At 62.5% G+C, this 18,963-nt stretch carries 19 protein-coding genes; 9 read left to right on the forward strand and 10 right to left on the reverse strand.

The features are described 5' to 3' along the window. Positions 1 to 543 precede the first annotated feature (543 nt). Positions 544 to 3,399 carry an Rne/Rng family ribonuclease gene (locus AUL28_RS13365; protein WP_062233402.1) on the forward strand — a complete coding sequence of 952 codons (2,856 nt, stop codon included), beginning with the start codon at positions 544 to 546 and terminating at the stop codon, positions 3,397 to 3,399. Between the two features lie 59 nt (positions 3,400 to 3,458). Here the strand turns inward: AUL28_RS13365 and AUL28_RS13370 are convergent, their stop codons facing one another. After that, a complete protein-coding gene (locus AUL28_RS13370; RefSeq protein WP_062233405.1) occupies positions 3,459 to 4,628 on the reverse strand; it encodes a pyridoxal phosphate-dependent aminotransferase in 1,170 nt (389 codons plus the stop codon). Positions 4,629 to 4,730: 102 nt separating this feature from the next. On the opposite strand from AUL28_RS13370, the gene AUL28_RS13375 reads away from it, so the two are divergent. The 5 genes from AUL28_RS13375 (at position 4,731) to aat (ending at position 9,699) form a co-directional block, all read left to right on the forward strand. Then, positions 4,731 to 6,122 carry a M48 family metalloprotease gene (locus AUL28_RS13375; protein ID WP_192843459.1) on the forward strand — a complete coding sequence of 464 codons (1,392 nt, stop codon included), beginning with the start codon at positions 4,731 to 4,733 and terminating at the stop codon, positions 6,120 to 6,122. Next, the gene (locus AUL28_RS13380; protein WP_062233411.1) at positions 6,119 to 6,898 is read left to right on the forward strand and encodes a DsbA family protein; all 780 of its coding nucleotides are present in this window, start codon (positions 6,119 to 6,121) and stop codon (positions 6,896 to 6,898) included. The genes AUL28_RS13375 and AUL28_RS13380 overlap by 4 nt, the downstream gene beginning before the upstream one ends. Before the next feature lie 237 nt (positions 6,899 to 7,135). Continuing rightward, positions 7,136 to 7,615: an acetyl-CoA carboxylase biotin carboxyl carrier protein gene (gene accB / locus AUL28_RS13385; protein WP_062220332.1), complete on the forward strand. Its 480-nt coding sequence runs from the start codon at positions 7,136 to 7,138 to the stop codon at positions 7,613 to 7,615. Between the two features lie 52 nt (positions 7,616 to 7,667). Then, complete coding sequence (accC, locus tag AUL28_RS13390; RefSeq protein WP_058598302.1) at positions 7,668 to 9,020, forward strand: acetyl-CoA carboxylase biotin carboxylase subunit; 1,353 nt, start codon at positions 7,668 to 7,670, stop codon at positions 9,018 to 9,020. Positions 9,021 to 9,027: 7 nt separating this feature from the next. Next, entirely contained in the window at positions 9,028 to 9,699 is a 672-nt protein-coding gene (aat, locus tag AUL28_RS13395) for a leucyl/phenylalanyl-tRNA--protein transferase (RefSeq protein ID WP_062233414.1), read from the forward strand. Here aat and AUL28_RS13400 read toward each other — a convergent pair. The 7 genes from AUL28_RS13400 to AUL28_RS13430 all read right to left on the reverse strand — a co-directional run bounded on the left by AUL28_RS13400 (position 9,639) and on the right by AUL28_RS13430 (position 15,158). Continuing rightward, a complete protein-coding gene (locus AUL28_RS13400) occupies positions 9,639 to 10,049 on the reverse strand; it encodes a DUF2155 domain-containing protein (RefSeq protein ID WP_062233520.1) in 411 nt (136 codons plus the stop codon). The two genes, aat and AUL28_RS13400, sit on opposite strands and share 61 nt — an antisense overlap. Positions 10,050 to 10,066: 17 nt before the next feature. Further along, entirely contained in the window at positions 10,067 to 10,447 is a 381-nt protein-coding gene (locus tag AUL28_RS13405; RefSeq protein ID WP_244493523.1) for an NADH:ubiquinone oxidoreductase subunit NDUFA12, read from the reverse strand. A 77-nt stretch (positions 10,448 to 10,524) separates the two neighbouring features. Then, positions 10,525 to 12,024, reverse strand: coding sequence for an Asp-tRNA(Asn)/Glu-tRNA(Gln) amidotransferase subunit GatB (gene gatB, locus AUL28_RS13410; protein ID WP_062233418.1), 1,500 nt, complete (start codon positions 12,022 to 12,024; stop codon positions 10,525 to 10,527). A gap of 55 nt (positions 12,025 to 12,079) precedes the next feature. Further along, positions 12,080 to 13,561: an Asp-tRNA(Asn)/Glu-tRNA(Gln) amidotransferase subunit GatA gene (gene gatA, locus AUL28_RS13415; RefSeq protein WP_062233421.1), complete on the reverse strand. Its 1,482-nt coding sequence runs from the start codon at positions 13,559 to 13,561 to the stop codon at positions 12,080 to 12,082. Positions 13,562 to 13,588: 27 nt separating this feature from the next. Then, complete coding sequence (locus AUL28_RS13420; RefSeq protein WP_062233424.1) at positions 13,589 to 14,068, reverse strand: GNAT family N-acetyltransferase; 480 nt, start codon at positions 14,066 to 14,068, stop codon at positions 13,589 to 13,591. A 2-nt stretch (positions 14,069 to 14,070) separates the two neighbouring features. After that, positions 14,071 to 14,358 (reverse strand): Asp-tRNA(Asn)/Glu-tRNA(Gln) amidotransferase subunit GatC, encoded by a 288-nt coding sequence (gene gatC, locus AUL28_RS13425; RefSeq protein ID WP_062233427.1) that lies wholly within the window; start codon positions 14,356 to 14,358, stop codon positions 14,071 to 14,073. A 98-nt stretch (positions 14,359 to 14,456) separates the two neighbouring features. Then, positions 14,457 to 15,158: a metal-dependent hydrolase gene (locus tag AUL28_RS13430; protein ID WP_062233430.1), complete on the reverse strand. Its 702-nt coding sequence runs from the start codon at positions 15,156 to 15,158 to the stop codon at positions 14,457 to 14,459. Positions 15,159 to 15,255: 97 nt separating this feature from the next. On the opposite strand from AUL28_RS13430, the gene ruvX reads away from it, so the two are divergent. Next, the gene (ruvX, locus tag AUL28_RS13435; RefSeq protein WP_058633547.1) at positions 15,256 to 15,750 is read left to right on the forward strand and encodes a Holliday junction resolvase RuvX; all 495 of its coding nucleotides are present in this window, start codon (positions 15,256 to 15,258) and stop codon (positions 15,748 to 15,750) included. Here ruvX and AUL28_RS13440 read toward each other — a convergent pair. Together AUL28_RS13440 and AUL28_RS13445 are read right to left on the reverse strand one after the other, a co-directional pair. Continuing rightward, positions 15,687 to 16,019 carry a DUF6105 family protein gene (locus AUL28_RS13440; protein ID WP_058598294.1) on the reverse strand — a complete coding sequence of 111 codons (333 nt, stop codon included), beginning with the start codon at positions 16,017 to 16,019 and terminating at the stop codon, positions 15,687 to 15,689. The two genes, ruvX and AUL28_RS13440, sit on opposite strands and share 64 nt — an antisense overlap. Beyond that, positions 16,019 to 16,537 carry a hypothetical protein gene (locus AUL28_RS13445; RefSeq protein WP_062233434.1) on the reverse strand — a complete coding sequence of 173 codons (519 nt, stop codon included), beginning with the start codon at positions 16,535 to 16,537 and terminating at the stop codon, positions 16,019 to 16,021. Before AUL28_RS13445 ends, AUL28_RS13440 begins: the two co-directional genes overlap by 1 nt. Positions 16,538 to 16,691: 154 nt before the next feature. Here AUL28_RS13445 and AUL28_RS13450 point away from each other — a divergent pair, with 154 nt between their 5' ends. Together AUL28_RS13450 and AUL28_RS13455 are read left to right on the forward strand one after the other, a co-directional pair. Beyond that, a complete protein-coding gene (locus AUL28_RS13450) occupies positions 16,692 to 17,645 on the forward strand; it encodes an aspartate carbamoyltransferase catalytic subunit (RefSeq protein ID WP_062220350.1) in 954 nt (317 codons plus the stop codon). After that, positions 17,642 to 18,958: a dihydroorotase gene (locus AUL28_RS13455; RefSeq protein WP_062220352.1), complete on the forward strand. Its 1,317-nt coding sequence runs from the start codon at positions 17,642 to 17,644 to the stop codon at positions 18,956 to 18,958. Before AUL28_RS13450 ends, AUL28_RS13455 begins: the two co-directional genes overlap by 4 nt. Positions 18,959 to 18,963 lie beyond the last annotated feature (5 nt).

Consider the following 18,963-nt stretch of genomic DNA (forward strand, 5'->3'; position numbering starts at 1 on the left):
TGGCAACCGGGGGTCTGGCGGCAAGTTGAGCCGGTTCTAGGCGACGAACATGGGTAGGAACTGCCCTCTGGAGAGGCCTGGCACTTGTTTAGGCGCGTCCCACGCCATAAAAGCAGAAGTGAGGCTACCGCGTCGATTGCGGAACGGCTTCGCGACCGATCGGAAAGACGAGATCTCGTCTCCGAGCCGAGACGCGAGGCCCGACCGAACCAGCGATCGATCGTGACGAGCCTTCGACAAATTTTCTCCGTTCGAGACAGTCTCGACGGACTTCCATCATGCGGGACGGCCGTCAGGTTGGCTGCATGTCTTTCATCGGCCGATGAAACGGCCACCCATTTATTGCAGGTCGCGAGCGCGTGTCGTCAGCAGTGTTTTCATCCCGGATAGACCGCCGCCAGATTGGGCAGGCGAAGCATCCTTTGACCGGGACCATGCTGTTTGCAAACCGTTCGGCACCTGCCGGCCCGCCCTTTCCGATCTTTCAACCGGCGTTATCCGCCGGATCGTTCGGCAGGCTCCGGGTCTCGGAGTTGAGATTTCATGGCAAACAAGATGTTGATCGATGCGTCGCATCCGGAAGAAACCCGGGTCGTCGTCGTCAAGGGTAACCGGATCGAAGAATTCGATTTCGAGTCCGAACACAAGAAGCAGATCAAGGGCAATATCTATCTCGCGAAGGTAACGCGGGTCGAGCCGTCGCTGCAGGCCGCCTTTGTCGAATATGGCGGAAACCGGCATGGCTTCCTCGCCTTCAGCGAAATCCATCCCGACTACTACCAGATCCCTGTGGCGGATCGTCAGGCCCTGATCGAGGACGAACTCGCCCGCGCGGCCGAGGAAGAAGAAGAAACCGAACGCAAATCCGCCCGAGACAGTCGCGCGCGCTCGCGCCGCTCGCGTGAAATGGAGGCGAAAGCCGCTGACGCGGGTGACGACAGCGTCTCGGAAAACGTCTCCGGCATCGAGGACGTCCCTGATACCGAGGAGGAAATCTCCGAGGTGGGCTCGGCCCAGGTCGGCAATTACGGCGAAACGGATGGCGAGGACAGCTCCGCATCCGAGAGCGCCGACACGTCCGACGAAGAGGATTTGGGCGAGCAGCCCGCAGAGCCTGTAGCCTCTGACGAAACGCAGAAGGATGGTAATCGTCGGCGTCGGCCGCGCCGTCGCACGCGTGGGTCGGACGACGATGCGCCGTCCGGCGAGGACGAGGCCGAACAGATCGACGATCTCGGCAGCGAAGACGCGATGGAAGAGGTGCCGGTTCGCACCCGCGCTCCGCGCAAGAACTACAAGATTCAGGAAGTCATCCGTCGCCGCCAGATTCTGCTCGTTCAGGTGGTCAAGGAGGAACGCGGCTCCAAGGGCGCCGCGCTGACGACCTATCTCTCGCTGGCGGGCCGCTATTCGGTTCTCATGCCGAACACGGCGCGAGGCGGCGGAATTTCGCGCAAGATCACCAACGCTGCGGATCGCAAGCGGCTGAAGGATGTCGTGCGCGATCTCGACGTGCCGCGCGGCATGGGCATCATCCTCCGTACGGCCGGTGCCAATCGCACCAAGGCCGAGGTCAAGCGCGACTACGAATATCTGATGCGCCTCTGGGAGACGGTTCGCACTCTGACGCTTCAATCGATGGCGCCGACCCTCGTCTACGAGGAAGGCAGCCTGATCAAGCGCTCGATCCGCGATCTCTACAACAAGGACATCGATCAGGTTCTTGTGGCGGGTGAAGCCGGCTACCGCGAAGCCAAGGACTTCATGCGGATGCTGATGCCAAGCCAAGCCAAGGTGGTGCAGCCCTACCGGGACCCGACGCCGATCTTCGCGCGCCAGGGCATCGAAGCGCAGCTCGACAAGATGGTGCAGCCGAACGTGACGTTGAAGTCCGGCGGCTACATCATCATCAACCAGACGGAAGCGCTGGTGTCGATCGACGTCAACTCGGGACGCTCGACCCGCGAGCACTCCATCGAGGACACCGCTTACCAGACCAATCTGGAGGCCTCCGAGGAGATCGCACGCCAGCTTCGCCTGCGCGATCTCGCGGGGCTGATCGTTATCGACTTCATCGACATGGAGGAGAAGCGCAACAACCGGAACGTCGAGAAGCGCCTGAAGGATTGCCTGAAGGACGATCGCGCTCGCATCCAGGTGGGCCGCATCTCGCATTTCGGCCTTCTGGAAATGAGCCGCCAGCGCATCCGCGCGAGTGTGCTCGAATCCACCATGCAGACCTGCCCCGTCTGCAACGGCAACGGCTTCATCCGTTCGGCGTCCTCGCTCGCGCTGCATGTCCTGCGCACGGTCGAAGAGCATCTCCAGAAGCACGGGACGCACGACCTCATCGTCCGGGTGCCGACCGCGACAGCGCTCTACATTCTGAACGAGAAGCGCCGCACGATCGATGAACTTGAGGCCCATTATGGGCTCCACATCATGCTGGAAGCCGTGGAAGGTCACGGCCATCAGCATATCGCGATCGAACACGGCGCCGAGGCGGTTCAGCGTCCGCGCCCCCAGCCGGTTCGCCCAATCAGCCTCGCCCCGGATGATCTGATTGAGGTCATGCCGGAGGAAGACGAGATCGTTGCCGAGGTGATGGACGACACGGAGGCCGCGACCGAGACGGAAGGCTCCGATGACGATCGCCGCGACGGTTCGCGTCGCCGTCGTCGCCGTCGTCGCAACGGGCGCAAGTCCGATGCCGCTGGTCAGGACAACGATATCGAAAGCGTCTCCGACGAGGAGGACATCGCCGCCGATGACGAAACCACATCGTCGGAAGCAGACGTAGAGGTGGATGGTGAGGATGCCGAGTCCGAGGCGGCGGCAGGTCACGATGAAGATGGCAAGAGCCGCAAGCGTCGTCGCCGTGGCCGGCGCGGTGGCCGTCGCACCCGCGAGGACGAGGCCAATGACGCGCCGGTCATGGATCTCGCCGAAGGTGCTGGCTCGAACGAAGCTTTGCCAGATGTCGTGTCGGACGATGTTGCCGAGGAACCGGTGGAGGTCGATGCGACCGCTCCCGTCGAGATTGGCGACGTGGCCGAACGTTCGTTCGAGCCGGAGATGACGGACGCCGTCGACGCCATGGCGGGAGTCGATCTCGATGCTCGCCCGCTCGGTGAACTCGAGGCGGACCGGAACAGCGATGTGCCGGATGAAAACGAAGTCATGGCAGCCACAGCCGAAGCAGGCGCATTGATCGACGGAAACCCGCCTCTGGATGAGGTCTTCCCGTCGGACAGCACGCCCTCGACCGAAGCCGAAGACAACTCGGCTGAAGAGGCCTCCCGCGGTCCACGACTGACGACCAACGGCGTCGATCAAGAAAGCGAACAGGACGATCGTCCCAAGCGCACGGGCTGGTGGTCGCGTCGCGGCTTCCTCTGATTGAAACCAAAAGGGCGGCTCTCGAGCCGCCCTTTTTGCATCGAGTGTCTTGCCGCCTCTCAGGCCTTCAGAAAGCCCGCCAACCTTTCGGTCGCTTCCGCCAGTTCGGATGTGGAGCCGGCATAGGACAAGCGCACGAAATGCTCCCCCGCCACCGGATCGAAGTCGATCCCAGGCGTCAGCGCGACGTGACAGCTTTTGATGACGCGGCTCGAGAACTCGCTCGCGCTCCCCATCCCAGCAGGAAGGCGCGCATAGACGTAGAAGGCGCCGTCGATCGGAGCGATATCGGAAAATCCGAGCGACGGTAGACGCTGCGCAAGAATCGCGCGGTTGCGAATGTAGGTCTGCTTGATCTCTTCGAGTTGATCGCGCGTTTCGAATACCGCTTCGGCCGCAACCTGACTGAGTTCGGGCGCGGAGATATAAAGGCTCTGCCCGATCCGCTCCGAGGCTCGCACCAGCGAAGCGGGCAAGACGAGCCAGCCGATCCGCCAGCCGGTCATGCAGTAATATTTCGAAAACGAATTGACGACGATGGCGCGGTCAGAGAACTCCAGCGCCGAACTGTCGCGCTCGCCATAAGCCAGCCCATGGTAGATCTCGTCCGAGATGAAGGCGATCCCTTCCGCATTGCAGAGTTCAACCAGCGCCTTCAACTCCCCGCGTGGGGTGACCGTCCCTGTCGGATTGGCCGGGCTAGCTATGAGGACGCCTTGGATCGATTCTTGGCGATGCGCTTCGAGCAGCCGCTCCGCCGTCAGGATATAATCCTCATTCGCGCCCACCGGGATCTCCACGGGCACCAATCCAAGAGCTTTCAGGATATTGCGATAGGCGGGGTAACCCGGATTGGCGATGGCAACACGGTCCCCGACATCGAAGGCCGTCAAGAACGCGAGATTGAAGCCCGCCGACGAACCGGTCGTGACCATGATTCGTTCGGGCGGCACGTCGACGCCGTAGGTCTCAGCGTAATGGCGCGCGATGCGCCGTCTCAGTCCGATCCGGCCGAGCGCGTCCGTATAGCCGATGCGGCCGGCGCGAAGAAACGCCTCCGCCGCTTCGGCCGCATGGGGCGGTATGGGCGCGGAGGGCTGGCCGACAGCAAGAGAAATGACGTTGACGCCCGCTGCCATCATCCGGTTCGCTTCCGCCAGAACGTCCATCGCCCGGAACGGGTCGATTTCGGAGCGTCGGGATGCTTTGATGGGACGGCTAGTGTACATGTCTGGTCTCACAATCGCCAAGGCGCCTTATTTTCCCGGCAAGGGAAAGGGTGTCTGTGATCCGTTCATAGGGGCCGGTCGGGGAGCATGGGAAGGGTCGCAATGAAAGAATGGCGCCGGCAATTGTCGACAGCCTGCCTCGCGGTCGCGCTCGCCTTTTCCTGCGTGATGCCGACCGCTACGCCATCCTTCGCTCAGTCCGCCGGGCAGCGCCGCCTGCCGGTGGTTCGCGACGCGGAGATCGAAAGTCTCGTTCGAGACTACGCGTCGCCGATTCTGAAGGCTGCCGGGCTGTCGCCGAGCCGAGTCGAGATCGTCCTCGTCAACGATCTCAACTTCAACGCCTTTGTGGCGGGCCGCCGTATCTTCATTAATACGGGAACGTTGCTCGATTCCGAAACCCCCAACGAAACCATCGGCGTGATTGCCCACGAGGTGGGCCATTTGGCCGGCGGCCACCAAGAGCGACTGCGAGATCAGATTGCCCGCGCGCAGACCATCGCCGTTGTCGCAGGTCTGATTGGTGCGGGTGTCGCGGCGGCGGGCGCGGCGTCGGGTTCGGGCGCTGTCGCAGGCCTAGGCAGCGGCCTGATGACAAGCGGAAGCGGCATCGCGCAGCGCGGATTGTTCTCCTATCAGCGCACCGAAGAAACCACAGCCGACCGCTCCGCCCTCACCTATCTCCAAAAGACCAATCAGTCTCCCAAAGGTCTTCTCGACAGTTTCGAAGGGCTGATGCGCAAGAACATGCTCGCTGGCATCTCGCGCGACACTTATCTTTCCTCGCATCCGGCTCCGCAGGACCGGATCGGCTTCCTGCAGACGGCTGCGCACGAGAGCCCTTTCTTCGACAAGAAAGACTCGCCAGACCTCCAGTTGCGACACGACTTCGCCCGCGCCAAGATCGCCGCCTATAATGGTGGTGCCGCGCAGGTGCGTCGCAGCTTCGGACGGCAGCTTCACTCCCTTCCCGCCCTCTACGGCGACGCGATCGCAACGCATCTGGCGGGCTCGCCGAAAGCGGCGCTCGACAAGATCGACGCTCTCATCGTCAAGCAGCCGAATAATCCTTGGTTTCACGAATTTCGCGGTGAAATTCTGATGACCGCTGGTCGCGCCAACGAGGCCGAAGCTGCCTTTACCAAGGCGGCCAAACTCGACCCTTCGAAGTCCGGGCTCATTCAAGCCTCCATTGGTCAAGCCATCGTCACCGGGGGCCGGCCCGAGAAGATGAAGGACGCCGTCGCCCAGATCCAGCGCGGCTTGGAAGCCGATCCCGGCAACTCGTCCGCCTACCGCTTCCTGGCCATGGCCTATGGCAAGCTCGGCCAGATCGGGGACGCAGAACTCGCGACCGCCGAGGGCTACTGGGAGGCCGGCAACTTCAAGGACGCGAAGGTCTTCGCGGCTCGCGCTCAGCAAAAATTCCGCCCGAACTCGCCGCAATGGCGAAGGGCACAGGATATCCTCGTCACAAAGGTCAAGCGTCCATGACATCTCCACGCCGCTCGTCGACTCGCCTTCGCCGAGCCGGCTCTCTTCTTCTGGCGCTGACGTTCGTCGCGAGCGCGGTCCCCGCCCGAGCGTTCGATGACGCCCAGACCAAGGACATCGAAGGGATCGTGCGCAACTATCTGCTGACGCACCCGGAAGTCCTGATCGAATCGATGCAGGCTCTAGAGGCCAAACGTACGGCCGAGGAAACCCATAGCCGCCGCCAAACGATCGAAACGTCCCGAGCCGCCTTGGAATCCACGCCCGCTGGCACCGCGCTCGGCGCGAAGAACAGCGACGTCACGCTGGTGGAGTTCTTCGACTACAATTGTGGCTACTGCAAACGCGCGGCCAGCGATATGGAAGTGCTGCTCGACAGCGACAAGAAGCTTCGCGTGGTTCTGAAGGAAATTCCCGTGCTCGGGCCTGCATCCGAGGCTGCGAGCCGTGTCAGCCTCGCGTTTCGTTCTCTGAAGCCTGAAAGCTATGGCGCGTTCCAACGCCAGTTGCTGGCGAGCAAGGCACAGGTCGATGAGGCGCGTGCCCTGCAGGTGGCCAAAGACTTCGGCGTCGAGGCATCCGCTTTGAAGCCGCTTCTCCAGAGCTCCAGCATTCAGACGGAACTGCAACAGGCCGGCGCCTTGGCCATGGCCCTCGGCATCGACGGAACCCCCAGCTACGTCGTCGGGGATGAAGTGGTCGCAGGCGCGGTTGGAGCTGATGCCTTGGCTCAGAAAATCGCCAATGTGCGCCAATGCGGGAAAGCCTCCTGCTAAGATTCCTTGCCAAAGGCGTAAAAAGGGAGCTTTTCCCGCAACCTGCCCCGGTCTATACGCCGTGGGAGACAGGATCGCGGCCTGACCGGACGTGGCGCGCGGATGCGAACGAGACGAACCGATCCCCCACCAGAAAAGCCCCAGAGCACGGGGCCGTTTTCTGGACGGGATCGACACCGCAACCGCTGCGCGGCGACGTCGCCGCGACCTCCCATGATTTCATTTCGAAGGATCCCCATGCAGAACCCGGAAACGAAAGTCGATCGGTCTCTCGTCCGCGAACTCGCCGACATTCTGAACGACACCGATCTGACGGAGATCGAAATCGAACAGGGTGAGCTTCGAATTCGGGTCTCTCGCAAGAAAGAATATATCCAAGGCGGCTACGCCGCGAGCATCCCGATGCCGGTTGCCGCGCCTGCCATGCCGGCCGCCACTCCTACGGCCGCCCCTGGCACACCAGCGCCTTCCGCCGGTCCCGAGGTCGGCTCCGTCCCCTCGCCCATGGTTGGTACGGCCTATCTCTCGCCCGCACCAGGCGCGAAAGCCTTCATCGAGATCGGCCAGTCGGTGAACGAGGGGGACACGCTGCTGATCATCGAAGCCATGAAGACGATGAATCAGATTCCGGCGCCGCGCTCGGGAACGATCAAGCGCATCTGCGTCGATAATGGACAGCCCGTCGAATACGGCGAAGCGCTGGTGGTGATCGGCTGAGCCGATCCTGCCTCCCGCACTCAGTGCCCAGCCGACCGATGAAAGGCCCGTCATGTTCAACAAGGTTCTGATCGCCAACCGTGGCGAGATCGCGTTGCGCGTTCTGCGCGCCTGCAAGGAGCTCGGCATCGCCACCGTCGCGGTCCACTCGACCGCCGACAACGCCGCGATGCATGTCCGCCTAGCGGACGAAAGCGTTTGCATCGGCCCCCCGCCCGCTCGCGACAGCTACCTGAACATTCCGCAGATCCTTGCAGCCTGCGAAATCTCCGGGGCGGACGCCGTTCATCCAGGTTACGGCTTTCTGTCGGAAAACGCGCGCTTTGCCGATATTCTCGACGCCCACAACATTACCTTCATTGGCCCGACGGCCGACCATATCCGCGTGATGGGCGACAAGATCGAAGCCAAGCGGACGGCCCAGAAGCTGGGCATTCCGGTGGTGCCCGGCTCGGCCGGCGCAGTGACGGACGATGGCGAGGCAGCCCGGATCGCGACGGAAATCGGCTTCCCCGTCATCATCAAGGCCTCGGCTGGCGGCGGTGGGCGCGGCATGAAGGTGGCCAAGACGGCGGCCGATCTCTCGGTCGCTCTGGCCACGGCCCGCTCCGAAGCGGGCGCGGCCTTCGGTGACGACGCAGTCTATATCGAGAAATATCTGGAGAAGCCTCGCCATATCGAGGTGCAGGTTTTCGGCGACGGAATGGGCAAAGCCATTCATTTGGGCGAGCGCGACTGCTCGCTTCAGCGCCGGCATCAGAAGGTCTGGGAAGAGGCGCGCTCTCCGGCTCTCGATGATGCCCAGCGCAAGCGGATCGGCGAGATCTGCGCCAACGCCATGGCGGAAATGCGCTATCGAGGCGCCGGCACGATCGAGTTCCTTTACGAGAATGGCGAGTTCTATTTCATCGAAATGAACACCCGCCTTCAGGTCGAGCATCCCGTGACGGAGGCGATCACCGGTCTCGATCTCGTGCATGAGCAGATTCGAGTGGCGGCCGGCCTCGGCTTGTCCGTGCAGCAGTCCGATATCAACTTTCTCGGCCACGCGATCGAATGCCGCATCAATGCGGAAGACCCACGAACCTTCGCGCCATCGCCCGGGCAGATCACCTATTATCACGCGCCGGGTGGCCTTGGCATTCGCGTCGATTCGGGTGTCTATCAGGGCTACTCGATCCCGCCCTTCTACGACAGCTTGATCGGCAAGCTGATCGTTCATGGCCGCACGCGCAATGAGTGCCTGATGCGTCTTCGGCGTGCCTTGGACGAGATCGTCGTCGACGGTGTGAAGACCACCCTGCCCTTGTTCCAGGATCTGGTGGAGAACCCGGACATCCAAGCCGGCCAGTACGACATTCACTGGTTGGAACAGTATCTCGCTCGATCCGCTCCGGCGGCTTGAGGCGGATTTGGCCTCCGGACGGCGCGACGATGATTTCCGGCTCACGCCGGAAATCCTGTTGAGAGCCTATGCGGCCGGCATCTTCCCCATGGCGGAAGATGCCGACGACGATTCGATCTACTGGGTCGATCCCACCATGCGCGGCATCCTGCCTTTGGATGGGTTCCACGTCCCGCGCAGCTTGATCAAGACGATCAAACGACAGCCGTTCGATGTTCGGGTCGACACGGCTTTTGCGGCTGTTCTGGATGGATGCGCTGAGCCCGCGCCCGGCCGCGAGCACACCTGGATCAACGCCCAGATTCGCGACCTCTATCTCTCGCTACACGCAATGGGATATGCTCATTGCATCGAAGCCTGGATGGATGGCCAACTGGTGGGCGGGCTTTACGGCGTCAGCCTCGGCGGCGCCTTCTTCGGCGAGAGCATGTTCTCCCGCTGCACCGATGCCTCGAAAATCCCGCTTGTCTATCTCTGGGATCGACTGAGGCGCGGCGGCTATACGCTGCTCGACACGCAATTCATCACCGCGCATCTCTCGCGCTTCGGGGCCACCGAAATTCCGCGCGCGGATTATCGTCTCATGTTGGACGAAGCGCTGGAACGCAACGCGACCTTCTATCCGGCCGGCGCTGGAACGCTGGACTCTGTTTTGCAATCTTTGAGCCAGACGTCGTAGACGGGATGCTCGACCGCGTTGAGACCGGGCGAGTCCGCAAACATCCAACCGGAAAAGATCCGCCTGATCTGTCGATCCAACGTGATCTCGTCCACTTCCACGAAACTGTCGGTTTTCGGCGATTCGTTCTGCGAGCGCGTGTAGCAGGCGCGCGGGGTCACCTGCAGCGTGCCGAACTGCACCGTCTCATTCACATAGACGTCGAAGGTCGTGATACGGCCGGTGATCTTGTCGAGCCCCGAAAACACCGCCACTTTATTGGCGATGCGTTCAGCCGATGCCGGTGCGGGCAGCAGCGCCAACGTAAGGAGACCGGCCGATAGGAGCCGGCCCAGAATGCGCGATGTCATGAGGTCCTTCAGCCCAATCAGGGCTGCCACGCATCGTAGTCGCCCGACACGCGCGGACGCTCGGCGGTATTGAGAAGCGAGCCCTTCGGCCGATAGGCGCGGCCGGTGCCTGTCAGATTTTCCTGATGCGGCTGCTCCCACCCATGCGCGCGGTAATCTTCCTTGGAAGGCGGGGTATCGACGCGATGATGCATCCAACCGTGCCAACCTGGCCCGATCGATGTCGGCTCGGCGGCTCCCTTGTAGATCACCCAGCGGCGTTGGCCATCGGCCGTCTGATAGAAGCGGTTGCCCCGTTCATCCTCGCCGACCGGCTGGCCGAAGCGCCACGTATAGAAACGTGTGCCGATCGTCTGGCCGTTCCACCAGGTGAAGATCTGTAGGAGCAGAGGGTTCACTTTACTCATCGGGCTCGTTCCTCGCATCGGCAAGGGTTATGATCGCGTGCGAATGGATTGTCCATCGCAAACCGGGCTTACTCCAGGCCGAGCTTGGCCTTGACCAGATCGTTGACGGCCTGCGGATTGGCTTTGCCGCCCATGGCGCGCATCACCTGCCCGACGAACCAGCCGGCGAGGGTCGGCTTGGCCTGCGCCTGCGCCACCTTGTCCGGGTTGGCGGCGATGATGTCGTCCACGGCTTTCTCGATGGCGCCGGTGTCCGTGACCTGCTTCATGCCGCGGCTTTCCACCAGCTCGCGCGGGTCGCCGCCCTCGTTCCAAACGATTTCGAAGAGATCCTTGGCGATCTTGCCCGAGATGACCTCCTCGCGGATGAGATCGAGAATGGCGCCGAGTTGCTCGGCGGAAACGGGCGTGTCCTCGATCGTCCTGCCGGACTTGTTCAGCGCGCCCAGAAGATCGTTGATAACCCAGTTGGCCGCCTGCTTCGCGTCGCGGCCGGCCGCCGTCTTTTCGAAGAAGTCGGCGATCGCCTTTTCGGAAACGAGGATCGACGCGTCGTAGGCTGACAGGCCCGCCACGTCCATCAAGCGCTGTCGCTTGTCATCGGGAAGCTCCGGCAGCTCCGCCTTCAAAGCTTCGACAAAGGCGTCATCGAACTCGAGCGGCAGAAGGTCCGGGTCGGGGAAATAGCGATAGTCATGCGCGTCTTCCTTGGAGCGCATGGCCCGCGTTTCACCCTTCACAGGATCGAAGAGCCGCGTTTCCTGATCGACGCTCCCGCCATCCTCGATCAGCGCGATCTGACGACGCGCTTCGGATTCGATGGCCTGCCCCACGAAACGGATCGAGTTCACATTCTTGATTTCACAGCGCGTTCCGAATTCGCCGCCTGGCCGGCGAACCGACACGTTGACGTCGGCGCGCATCGAGCCTTCGTCCATGTTACCGTCGCAGGTGCCGAGATAGCGCAGGATCGTGCGCAGCTTAGTCAGATAGGCCTTCGCCTCATCGGCCGAGCGCATGTCCGGCTTGGAGACGATCTCCATCAGCGCGACGCCGGACCGGTTCAGGTCCACGAAGGACATGGTCGGATGCTGGTCATGCAATGACTTGCCGGCATCCTGTTCCAGATGCAGGCGCTCGACGCCGACTTCGATATCCTCGAACTGCCCTTTGGAGTCCGGCCCGACCGAGACGATAACATTGCCCTCGCCGACGATCGGATCCTTGAATTGCGAGATCTGATAGCCCTGCGGCAGGTCGGGGTAGAAATAGTTCTTGCGATCGAAGACCGAGCGATTGTTGATCGCCGCCTTCAGACCGAGACCCGTGCGCACGGCCTGCCGCACGCATTCCTCGTTGATGACCGGGAGCATCCCAGGCATCGCCGCGTCGACCAGCGACACGTTGTCGTTGGGCTCGGAGCCAAACTGGGTGCTGGCTCCCGAAAACAGCTTGGCCTCGGACAGGACCTGCGCATGGACTTCCATGCCGATGACGATTTCCCAGTCTCCGGTGAGGCCGGAGATGAACTTTCGCGGATCGGGCGTGCGGGTATCGACGAGGGTCATGGGCGAACTCTGATCAGAATATCAGCGGCAGAGGCGAACGAGAGGCGGCGAAAGCTTACCACCAGCGCTTCGGCTCAAAGCGGCCAGCGGCCTTTTCGATGACGGACGCGGCGGTGAACAGCGTTTCTTCGCCGAAGGGGCGTCCGATCAGTTGGAGTCCCAGCGGCGTTCCCTCGCTCGACAGGCCGGCGGGAACGGAAATCGCCGGAAGGCCCGCCAGGTTGACGGTTACCGTGAAGACGTCGTTCAGATACATGGCGACCGGATCGGCCGCGAGCGTCTGGTCGTTGATTGCAAAGGCTGCGGACGGCGTCGCAGGGGTCAGCAGGGCATCGACACCTGCCTCGAACGCCAGTTCGAAATCCCGCTTGATGAGCGTGCGAACCTTCTGCGCTTGCAGATAATAGGCATCGTAATAGCCGGCCGAAAGAACGTAGGTACCGATCATGATGCGGCGCTTGACCTCGCGGCCGAAACCCGCAGCGCGAGTCTGCTCATACATATCAGCAATGTCGCGGCCGGGGACGCGCAGGCCGTATCGAACGCCGTCATACCGCGCCAGGTTCGAGGATGCTTCCGCCATGGCGACAATGTAATAGGCCGGCAGCGCATACTTCGTATGCGGCAGCGAGACTTCCACGATCTCGGCGCCGGCCTCCTTGGCCCAGGCAATGCCTTGAGCCCAGAGCGCCTCAATCTCGGCGGGCATTCCGTCGACGCGGTATTCCTTGGGAATACCGATGCGCAGGCCCTTGAGCGAGCGACCGACCGCCGCCTCGTAATCCGGCACAGGAAGATCGACCGATGTCGTGTCCTTCGCATCGACCGACGCCATCGATTTCAAAAGGATTGCGGCATCCCGCACGTCGCGCGCCACCGGCCCGGCCTGATCCAGCGACGACGCATAGGCGACGACGCCCCAGCGCGAGCAACGGCCATAGGTCGGCTTGATGCCGACCGTCGCAGTGAAGGCGGCAGGCTGACGGATGGAGCCGCCCGTATCGGTCGCAGTTGCTCCAGCGCAAAGCCGCGCGGCCACGGCTGCCGATGAGCCACCCGACGAGCCACCTGGAACGAGCGCGAGATCGGAGCCGTTGCGGCGCCAGGGATTGATGACGGGGCCGTAATAGCTGCTCTCGTTGGACGAGCCCATGGCAAACTCGTCCATATTGAGCTTGCCGAGCATGACGGCGCCATCGGCCCAGAGATTGGCGGTGACGGTGGATTCGTAGCGCGGCTTGAACCCATCCAGAATATGGGAACAGGCCTGCGTGTGCACGCCCTCGGTGGCAAACAGATCCTTCACGCCGAGCGGGATTCCTTCGAGGGATCGCGCCTCGCCCTTGGCCAACCGCTCGTCGGCAGCCGCAGCCATCGCGCGCGCCTGATCGGGCGTTGTCGCGACATAGGCATTCAGCGTCGCGTTCGCGGCGTCGATGGCAGAAAGATAAGCGTCCGTCAGTTCAACGGCGGAAAATTGCTTGGCCTTCAGCGCGTCTCGGGCTTCGGCGATCGTAAGGGCGGTGAGATCGGTCATGAGCTCTTGTTCGGTCGGTTCTGCGACTCAGGCTGCGGCAGGGCGCGCGGTGAGCGGCTTCTCATAAAAAACGGAATAAGTGCTTTCCGGGTAATCGGCGAAAGCACCGCAACGCTGGAAACCCGCGCGCTCGTAAACTCTCCAAGCGGCGGGGTGTTGGTCGCCGGTTTCGAGTTTCAAAACAGCGATTCCCTCCTGGGCCGCACGCGAGACGATCTCATTCAGAAGAGCGCCGCCAATGCCATGTCCCTGTTCGGCAGGGCGCACATACATCCGCTTCACTTCGGCCAGATGGCCATCGTGGCGCTTCAGCGCTCCGCAGCCGATGGCCTCGCCGTCGCGACGTGCGATCCAAACGGTGGTGGCCCTCTCGGCCATTTCGTCGGCCGTCATATGAAAGCAGAATTCAGACGGGGTCAGCGCCAGCAGCACCTCGTTGAGTTCCGCGATCAGCGCGCGCACATCATCCTGAAGCGGCGACTCTTCGCGGATATCAACGAAAGACACGGCTACTCGACCACTTTGGGAACGAGGAAATAATGATCTTCGGTCGCGGGCGCGTTGGCCACGATGTCATCGGACTTGTGCCCGTCGGTCACCGCGTCCTGCCGCTTCTTCATCTGCATGGGGATGACGGAGGTCATCGGCGCGATTCCCGTGACATCCACCTCGCGCAATTGCTCCACGAAGCCGAGAATGGCGTTCAGCTCGCCTTCCATCGTCGCGACGTCTTCGTCGCTGACGGCAATGCGCGCAAGGCGCGCGACACGGCGAACGGTGGCGGTATCGACAGACATTGGACCTCTTGAAGCGGAGAGCTTGCGTCCAACGCTATATCGGCAGGGCCGGCGCGACGCAATGTCGGCCGGCCCAGGGGTGTTAGATCTCAGTGGCGTCAGATGTCGAAGGGAACGCCGATCTCCGGCAAGCGAACCTGACTCGCCTCGTCCTCCATCGCTTCGATGAACGCGTCCGGGCTGGGGTCGAGGATCGGCATCGTTCCCCAATGCAGCGGGATGATCGTCTCGAAGTTGAAATAGCGTCGGCATGCGAGCGCTGCGACCGCAGCGCCCATCGTCAGACGATCACCGATCGGCACCAGCCCGATCCGAGGATGGTGCAGTTCCTCGATCAGGGCCATGTCGCTGAAAATGTCGGTGTCGCCCATGTGATAGACGCTTTGACCATCGGCGAAGTGTAGCACCAACCCGTTCGGCATCCCAAGATAGGTGATGCGTCCGTTTTCCTCGATCGAAGCGGACGAATGGAAGGCCTGAGTCAGCGTCACCGAGAAGTCGCCGAACTTCACGGTGCCGCCCGTATTGGCCGGCTCGATCGTCTCGACGCCCTTCGATTTCAGCCACTGGACCAGCTCGAAAGTTCCGACGACTTTGGCTCCCGTCCGCTTGGCAATCTCGATCGTGTCGCCCACGTGATCGGAATGACCATGCGAAAGCAGGATATGCGTCACGCCTTCGGTCGCGTGAGTGACGTCACCTTTGAAATGCGGATTGCCGGTCAGAAACGGGTCGATCAGAATCACCGACTCGCCGGTTTCGATCCGAAAGGCCGAATGGCCGAAATAGGTCATCTTCATGTTATGGGTCTCCGTCGCCTCGCCGATGCCGCTCGGCCGGGGATCGTGTTCGCGGGCGATTAGGTAGCGCGCTCGGTATCAGGTCAAGGAGAAGCCGGTGGCATTGGTAGGCATCGAAGAGCTGAATACGCTGGTCGGTGAAGGCCGGACCTTGGCCGGGCTGGATCTCGGTACCAAGACCATCGGCCTTTCGGTCTCCGACCTCAGCTGGCGATTCGCCTCGCCCCGCCCGGTCATCCGCCGCGTCAAATTCGGGATCGACGCCGCAGCCCTTCGCAAGCTTCTGGACGAAGCCGAATGCGGCGGCGTCATCATTGGTCTGCCCTTCAACATGGATGGGAGCGAGGGTCCACGTGCGCAATCGACCCGCGCTTTCGTGCGAAACTACACACAACTCGACGCCCGCCCCATTGCATTCTGGGACGAGCGTCTGTCCACGGTCGCCGCGGAGCGCGGCATGTTGGAAATGGATGTGTCGCGGGCGAAGCGGGCGGAGCGAATCGACTCGGCCGCCGCATCGTTCATTCTTCAGGGCGCGCTCGACAGGCTCTCCGCACTGGCCGCGCGGGCCGAAGACGAGAGTTTCGAATAGGCCTGCATGACGAGGGCTTGGATGCGCTTGCGACGACGCAGAGCATAAAGGCCGAGTACGATCGCACTATCGACGATCAGCGCGCGAACCACCAGCGGAGGAAGCTCTTCGGCCGGAATCCCAAGCGTCTGCGCGTAGATCGAGAAAACGAGATCGTAGAAATCCCGCGTCAGGAAAAAGAGTCCGAAGCTCAGATCGCGCGAGGCCAGCACCAGCCAGGTGACAAGGATTGCGATCGGTGTGAACCAGAGGCTGAGAAGCCAGCGCATCAGCCGCGATCCTTCTCGTGCGATCGGCCGATGGCCGAGCGATGATCCGATGGCCGCTCCAAGGCTGCGAGAGCCTTGCGGAACGCCATATCGTCATCCGCATCGTCCCGGATCGCGACGGCATGGTCGAACACGAGCGCCACCACACTTAGGAAGAGCGCCCAAAACGCCAGATCAACCCTGTCGAAAACATGTGAGAACGGCGCGCCGAAGAGATAGGCGGCCACAACGGTCGCCGACGCCAGACCGATCGAACCGAAGGCGAACGCCTCGCCCCGCCTTGCAATACGCACGTTGCTGGAGCGCAGGAAGGCCAAGGTGGCGGCCATGACGCCCGCCGCGCTCAACGCCACGAGGGCGACGAAAGCGGACTGTGCCGCGGTACCGCCGGCCGCGGGCTCCAGCGCCTGGGAGCCGATATGGTCGATGCCGGCCAGATGGGCGAGCTCGGATAAGCCGGTGACGGCGTAGAACCCCAGCCACAGGCTCAATGCGAAACTGGAAGCGACCTTGGTCATCCTGCGGCTCCTATCGTTAGCGCTTTCTTAACGAAGTTAGTCCCGCACTCGTTCGTTGGACGCAAACGAAAGACATTGTTAGGGTTAACGGCCGCGCCTGCGAGCCGCTTTCCCTTGTGGCGACGAGGGCTTTCTCCTATAGGCGGATCTCGACATGTCAGCGCCCTCGCCCACTCCGCTCGCCCGTCGACATCTTCTCGGCATTGCCGGGTTGTCGCTCCCCGATATTCACCAGCTCATGGATCTCGCCGAGAGCGAGATCGCCGTGAGCCTTGGCCGGGACAAGAAGAAGTCCGCCCTTCGAGGGCGGACCCAGATCAACCTCTTCTTCGAAGCCTCGACCCGCACGCAGGCATCCTTCGAGTTGGCCGGCAAACGGCTTGGCGCCGACGTGATGAACATGTCGGTCGCCAACTCGTCGGTGAAGAAGGGCGAAACGCTCATCGACACAGCGATGACGCTGAACGCCATGCGTCCGGACCTTCTTGTCGTCCGGCATCACGCGGCCGGGGCTGTGGCGCTTCTCGCGCAGAAGGTCGGCTGCTCGGTGGTGAATGCCGGCGACGGCGCGCACGAGCATCCGACCCAGGCCCTTCTCGACGCCCTCACCATTCGACGCCGCAAGGGCCGGGTGGCGCGGCTGGTCGTCGCCATCTGCGGCGATGTTCTGCACAGCCGAGTGGCCCGCTCCAACATCCTTCTCCTGAATGCCCTCGGGGCGGATGTCCGAGTCGTCGCGCCCTCGACGCTGCTGCCGGCCGGAATCGAGCAGATGGGCGTCACGGTCTTCCGAAACATGGAAGACGGATTGAAGGGGGCCGATGTCGTGATGATGCTGCGGCTTCAGCGCGAGCGGATGGAAGGCTCCTTCGTGCCTTCGGTCCGCGAATATTTCCGCTTCTTCGGCCTCGATGCCCAAAAACTCGCGCGCGCCAAACCGGACGCGCTCGTCATGCATCCCGGCCCGATGAATCGAGGCGTCGAAATCGCGTCCGATATTGCCGATGGGCCTCAGAGCGTCATCGAGGAACAAGTCGAGATGGGCGTGGCCGTGCGCATGGCCGTCATGGAATGGCTGGTCGGAGACCATGCGGAGATGCGTGCATGAAGGCGGACACTCATCCTCCCCTGGTTGTCGAAAACGCTCGAATTCTTGACCCGTCCCGAGGGATCGACGAGATCGGCACGCTGATCGCCGAAGACGGCGTCATCCGTGCCGCCGGCGCTTCGGCGCGTCAACAAGGCCGCCCGGATGGCGCCGAAATCATCGACGCCAAGGGCCTGCTCCTCATCCCGGGCGTCGTGGACGCGCGCGTCTTCATGGGCGAGCCCGGCGGCGAGCACCGCGAGACCATCCGCTCGGTCTCGCGTGCGGCGGCCGCCGGAGGCGTCACGTCCATTCTCACCATGCCCGACACCGACCCGGTGATCGACGACGTGGCGCTGGCCCAATTTGTCAGCCGCACGGCGCGCGAAACGGCCATCGTGAACGTCTTCCCGTCTGCCGCCCTGACAAAGGGCCTGCTCGGCAAGGAGATGACGGAGATCGGTGTCTTGACGCAGGCCGGTGTTCCCGCCTTCACCGAAGGGCGCAAGACCCTGCACGATCCCGCGCTGATCCGCCGGATCATGACCTATATCCGAGATTTCGACGCTCTCTTCATGCACGAGACGCAGGATGCCGACCTGACCGGCTCCGGTGTCATGAACGAAGGCCTCCTCGCCTCCTGGCTCGGCCTTCCCGGCATTCCGCGCGAGGCGGAGATCATTCCGCTCGAGCGCGATTTGAGACTGGCGGCCCTGACGCGCTGCCGATACCACGCGGCCAAACTCTCGACCGCTCCGTCCCTCGACGTTCTGCGCCGAGCCAAAGCCGAGAACCCGCTTGTGACGGCGGGCGTCTCGATCAATTCGCTGTCGCTCAACGAAAACGACATCGGCGAATACCGAACCTTCTTCCGCCTGTCCCCGCCGCTGCGCTCCGAAGACGACCGTCAGGCGATGATCGAAGGGATCGCGGACGGTGCCTTGGACATCATCGTCTCCTCCCACGATCCGCAGGATGCCGACGGGAAACGTCGCCCCTTCTCGGAAGCGGAGGCCGGATCGGTCGGTCTGGAGACGCTGCTGCCGGCTGCCCTGCGCCTCTATCATTCGGGCCGCGTGTCGCTCTCGCGCGTGGTGGAATGCCTTACCTCGGCACCGGCCGCGCTTCTGAAGCTCGATCGCGGAACCTTGATGCCCGGCCGGCCGTCGGATTTCACCTTGGTGGATCTCGATGCTCCCTTTATTTTTGACAAGTCGCGAATCCGTTCGCGCTCGAAAAATTCGGCCTTCGAGAATGCGCGCTTCCAGGGCGAAGTAATGCGAACGGTCGTCGCGGGTCGAACCGTGTTCGATGCAACCGATGGAACGGTGTGAGGATC

It is taken from the genome of Aureimonas sp. N4, from assembly GCF_001463925.1.
GTDB lineage: Bacteria > Pseudomonadota > Alphaproteobacteria > Rhizobiales > Rhizobiaceae > Aureimonas > Aureimonas ureilytica_A.

Coding starts and splice junctions, on each gene's coding strand:
- AUL28_RS13365 (WP_062233402.1), top strand. CDS start 544: ATGGCAAACAAGATGTTGATCGATGCGTCGCATCCGGAAGAAACCCGG.
- AUL28_RS13370 (WP_062233405.1), bottom strand. CDS start 4,628: ATGTACACTAGCCGTCCCATCAAAGCATCCCGACGCTCCGAAATCGAC.
- AUL28_RS13375 (WP_192843459.1), top strand. CDS start 4,731: ATGAAAGAATGGCGCCGGCAATTGTCGACAGCCTGCCTCGCGGTCGCG.
- AUL28_RS13380 (WP_062233411.1), top strand. CDS start 6,119: ATGACATCTCCACGCCGCTCGTCGACTCGCCTTCGCCGAGCCGGCTCT.
- accB (WP_062220332.1), top strand. CDS start 7,136: ATGCAGAACCCGGAAACGAAAGTCGATCGGTCTCTCGTCCGCGAACTC.
- accC (WP_058598302.1), top strand. CDS start 7,668: ATGTTCAACAAGGTTCTGATCGCCAACCGTGGCGAGATCGCGTTGCGC.
- AUL28_RS13400 (WP_062233520.1), bottom strand. CDS start 10,049: ATGACATCGCGCATTCTGGGCCGGCTCCTATCGGCCGGTCTCCTTACG.
- gatB (WP_062233418.1), bottom strand. CDS start 12,024: ATGACCCTCGTCGATACCCGCACGCCCGATCCGCGAAAGTTCATCTCC.
- gatA (WP_062233421.1), bottom strand. CDS start 13,561: ATGACCGATCTCACCGCCCTTACGATCGCCGAAGCCCGAGACGCGCTG.
- gatC (WP_062233427.1), bottom strand. CDS start 14,358: ATGTCTGTCGATACCGCCACCGTTCGCCGTGTCGCGCGCCTTGCGCGC.
- AUL28_RS13430 (WP_062233430.1), bottom strand. CDS start 15,158: ATGAAGATGACCTATTTCGGCCATTCGGCCTTTCGGATCGAAACCGGC.
- AUL28_RS13440 (WP_058598294.1), bottom strand. CDS start 16,019: ATGCGCTGGCTTCTCAGCCTCTGGTTCACACCGATCGCAATCCTTGTC.
- AUL28_RS13445 (WP_062233434.1), bottom strand. CDS start 16,537: ATGACCAAGGTCGCTTCCAGTTTCGCATTGAGCCTGTGGCTGGGGTTC.
- AUL28_RS13450 (WP_062220350.1), top strand. CDS start 16,692: ATGTCAGCGCCCTCGCCCACTCCGCTCGCCCGTCGACATCTTCTCGGC.
- AUL28_RS13455 (WP_062220352.1), top strand. CDS start 17,642: ATGAAGGCGGACACTCATCCTCCCCTGGTTGTCGAAAACGCTCGAATT.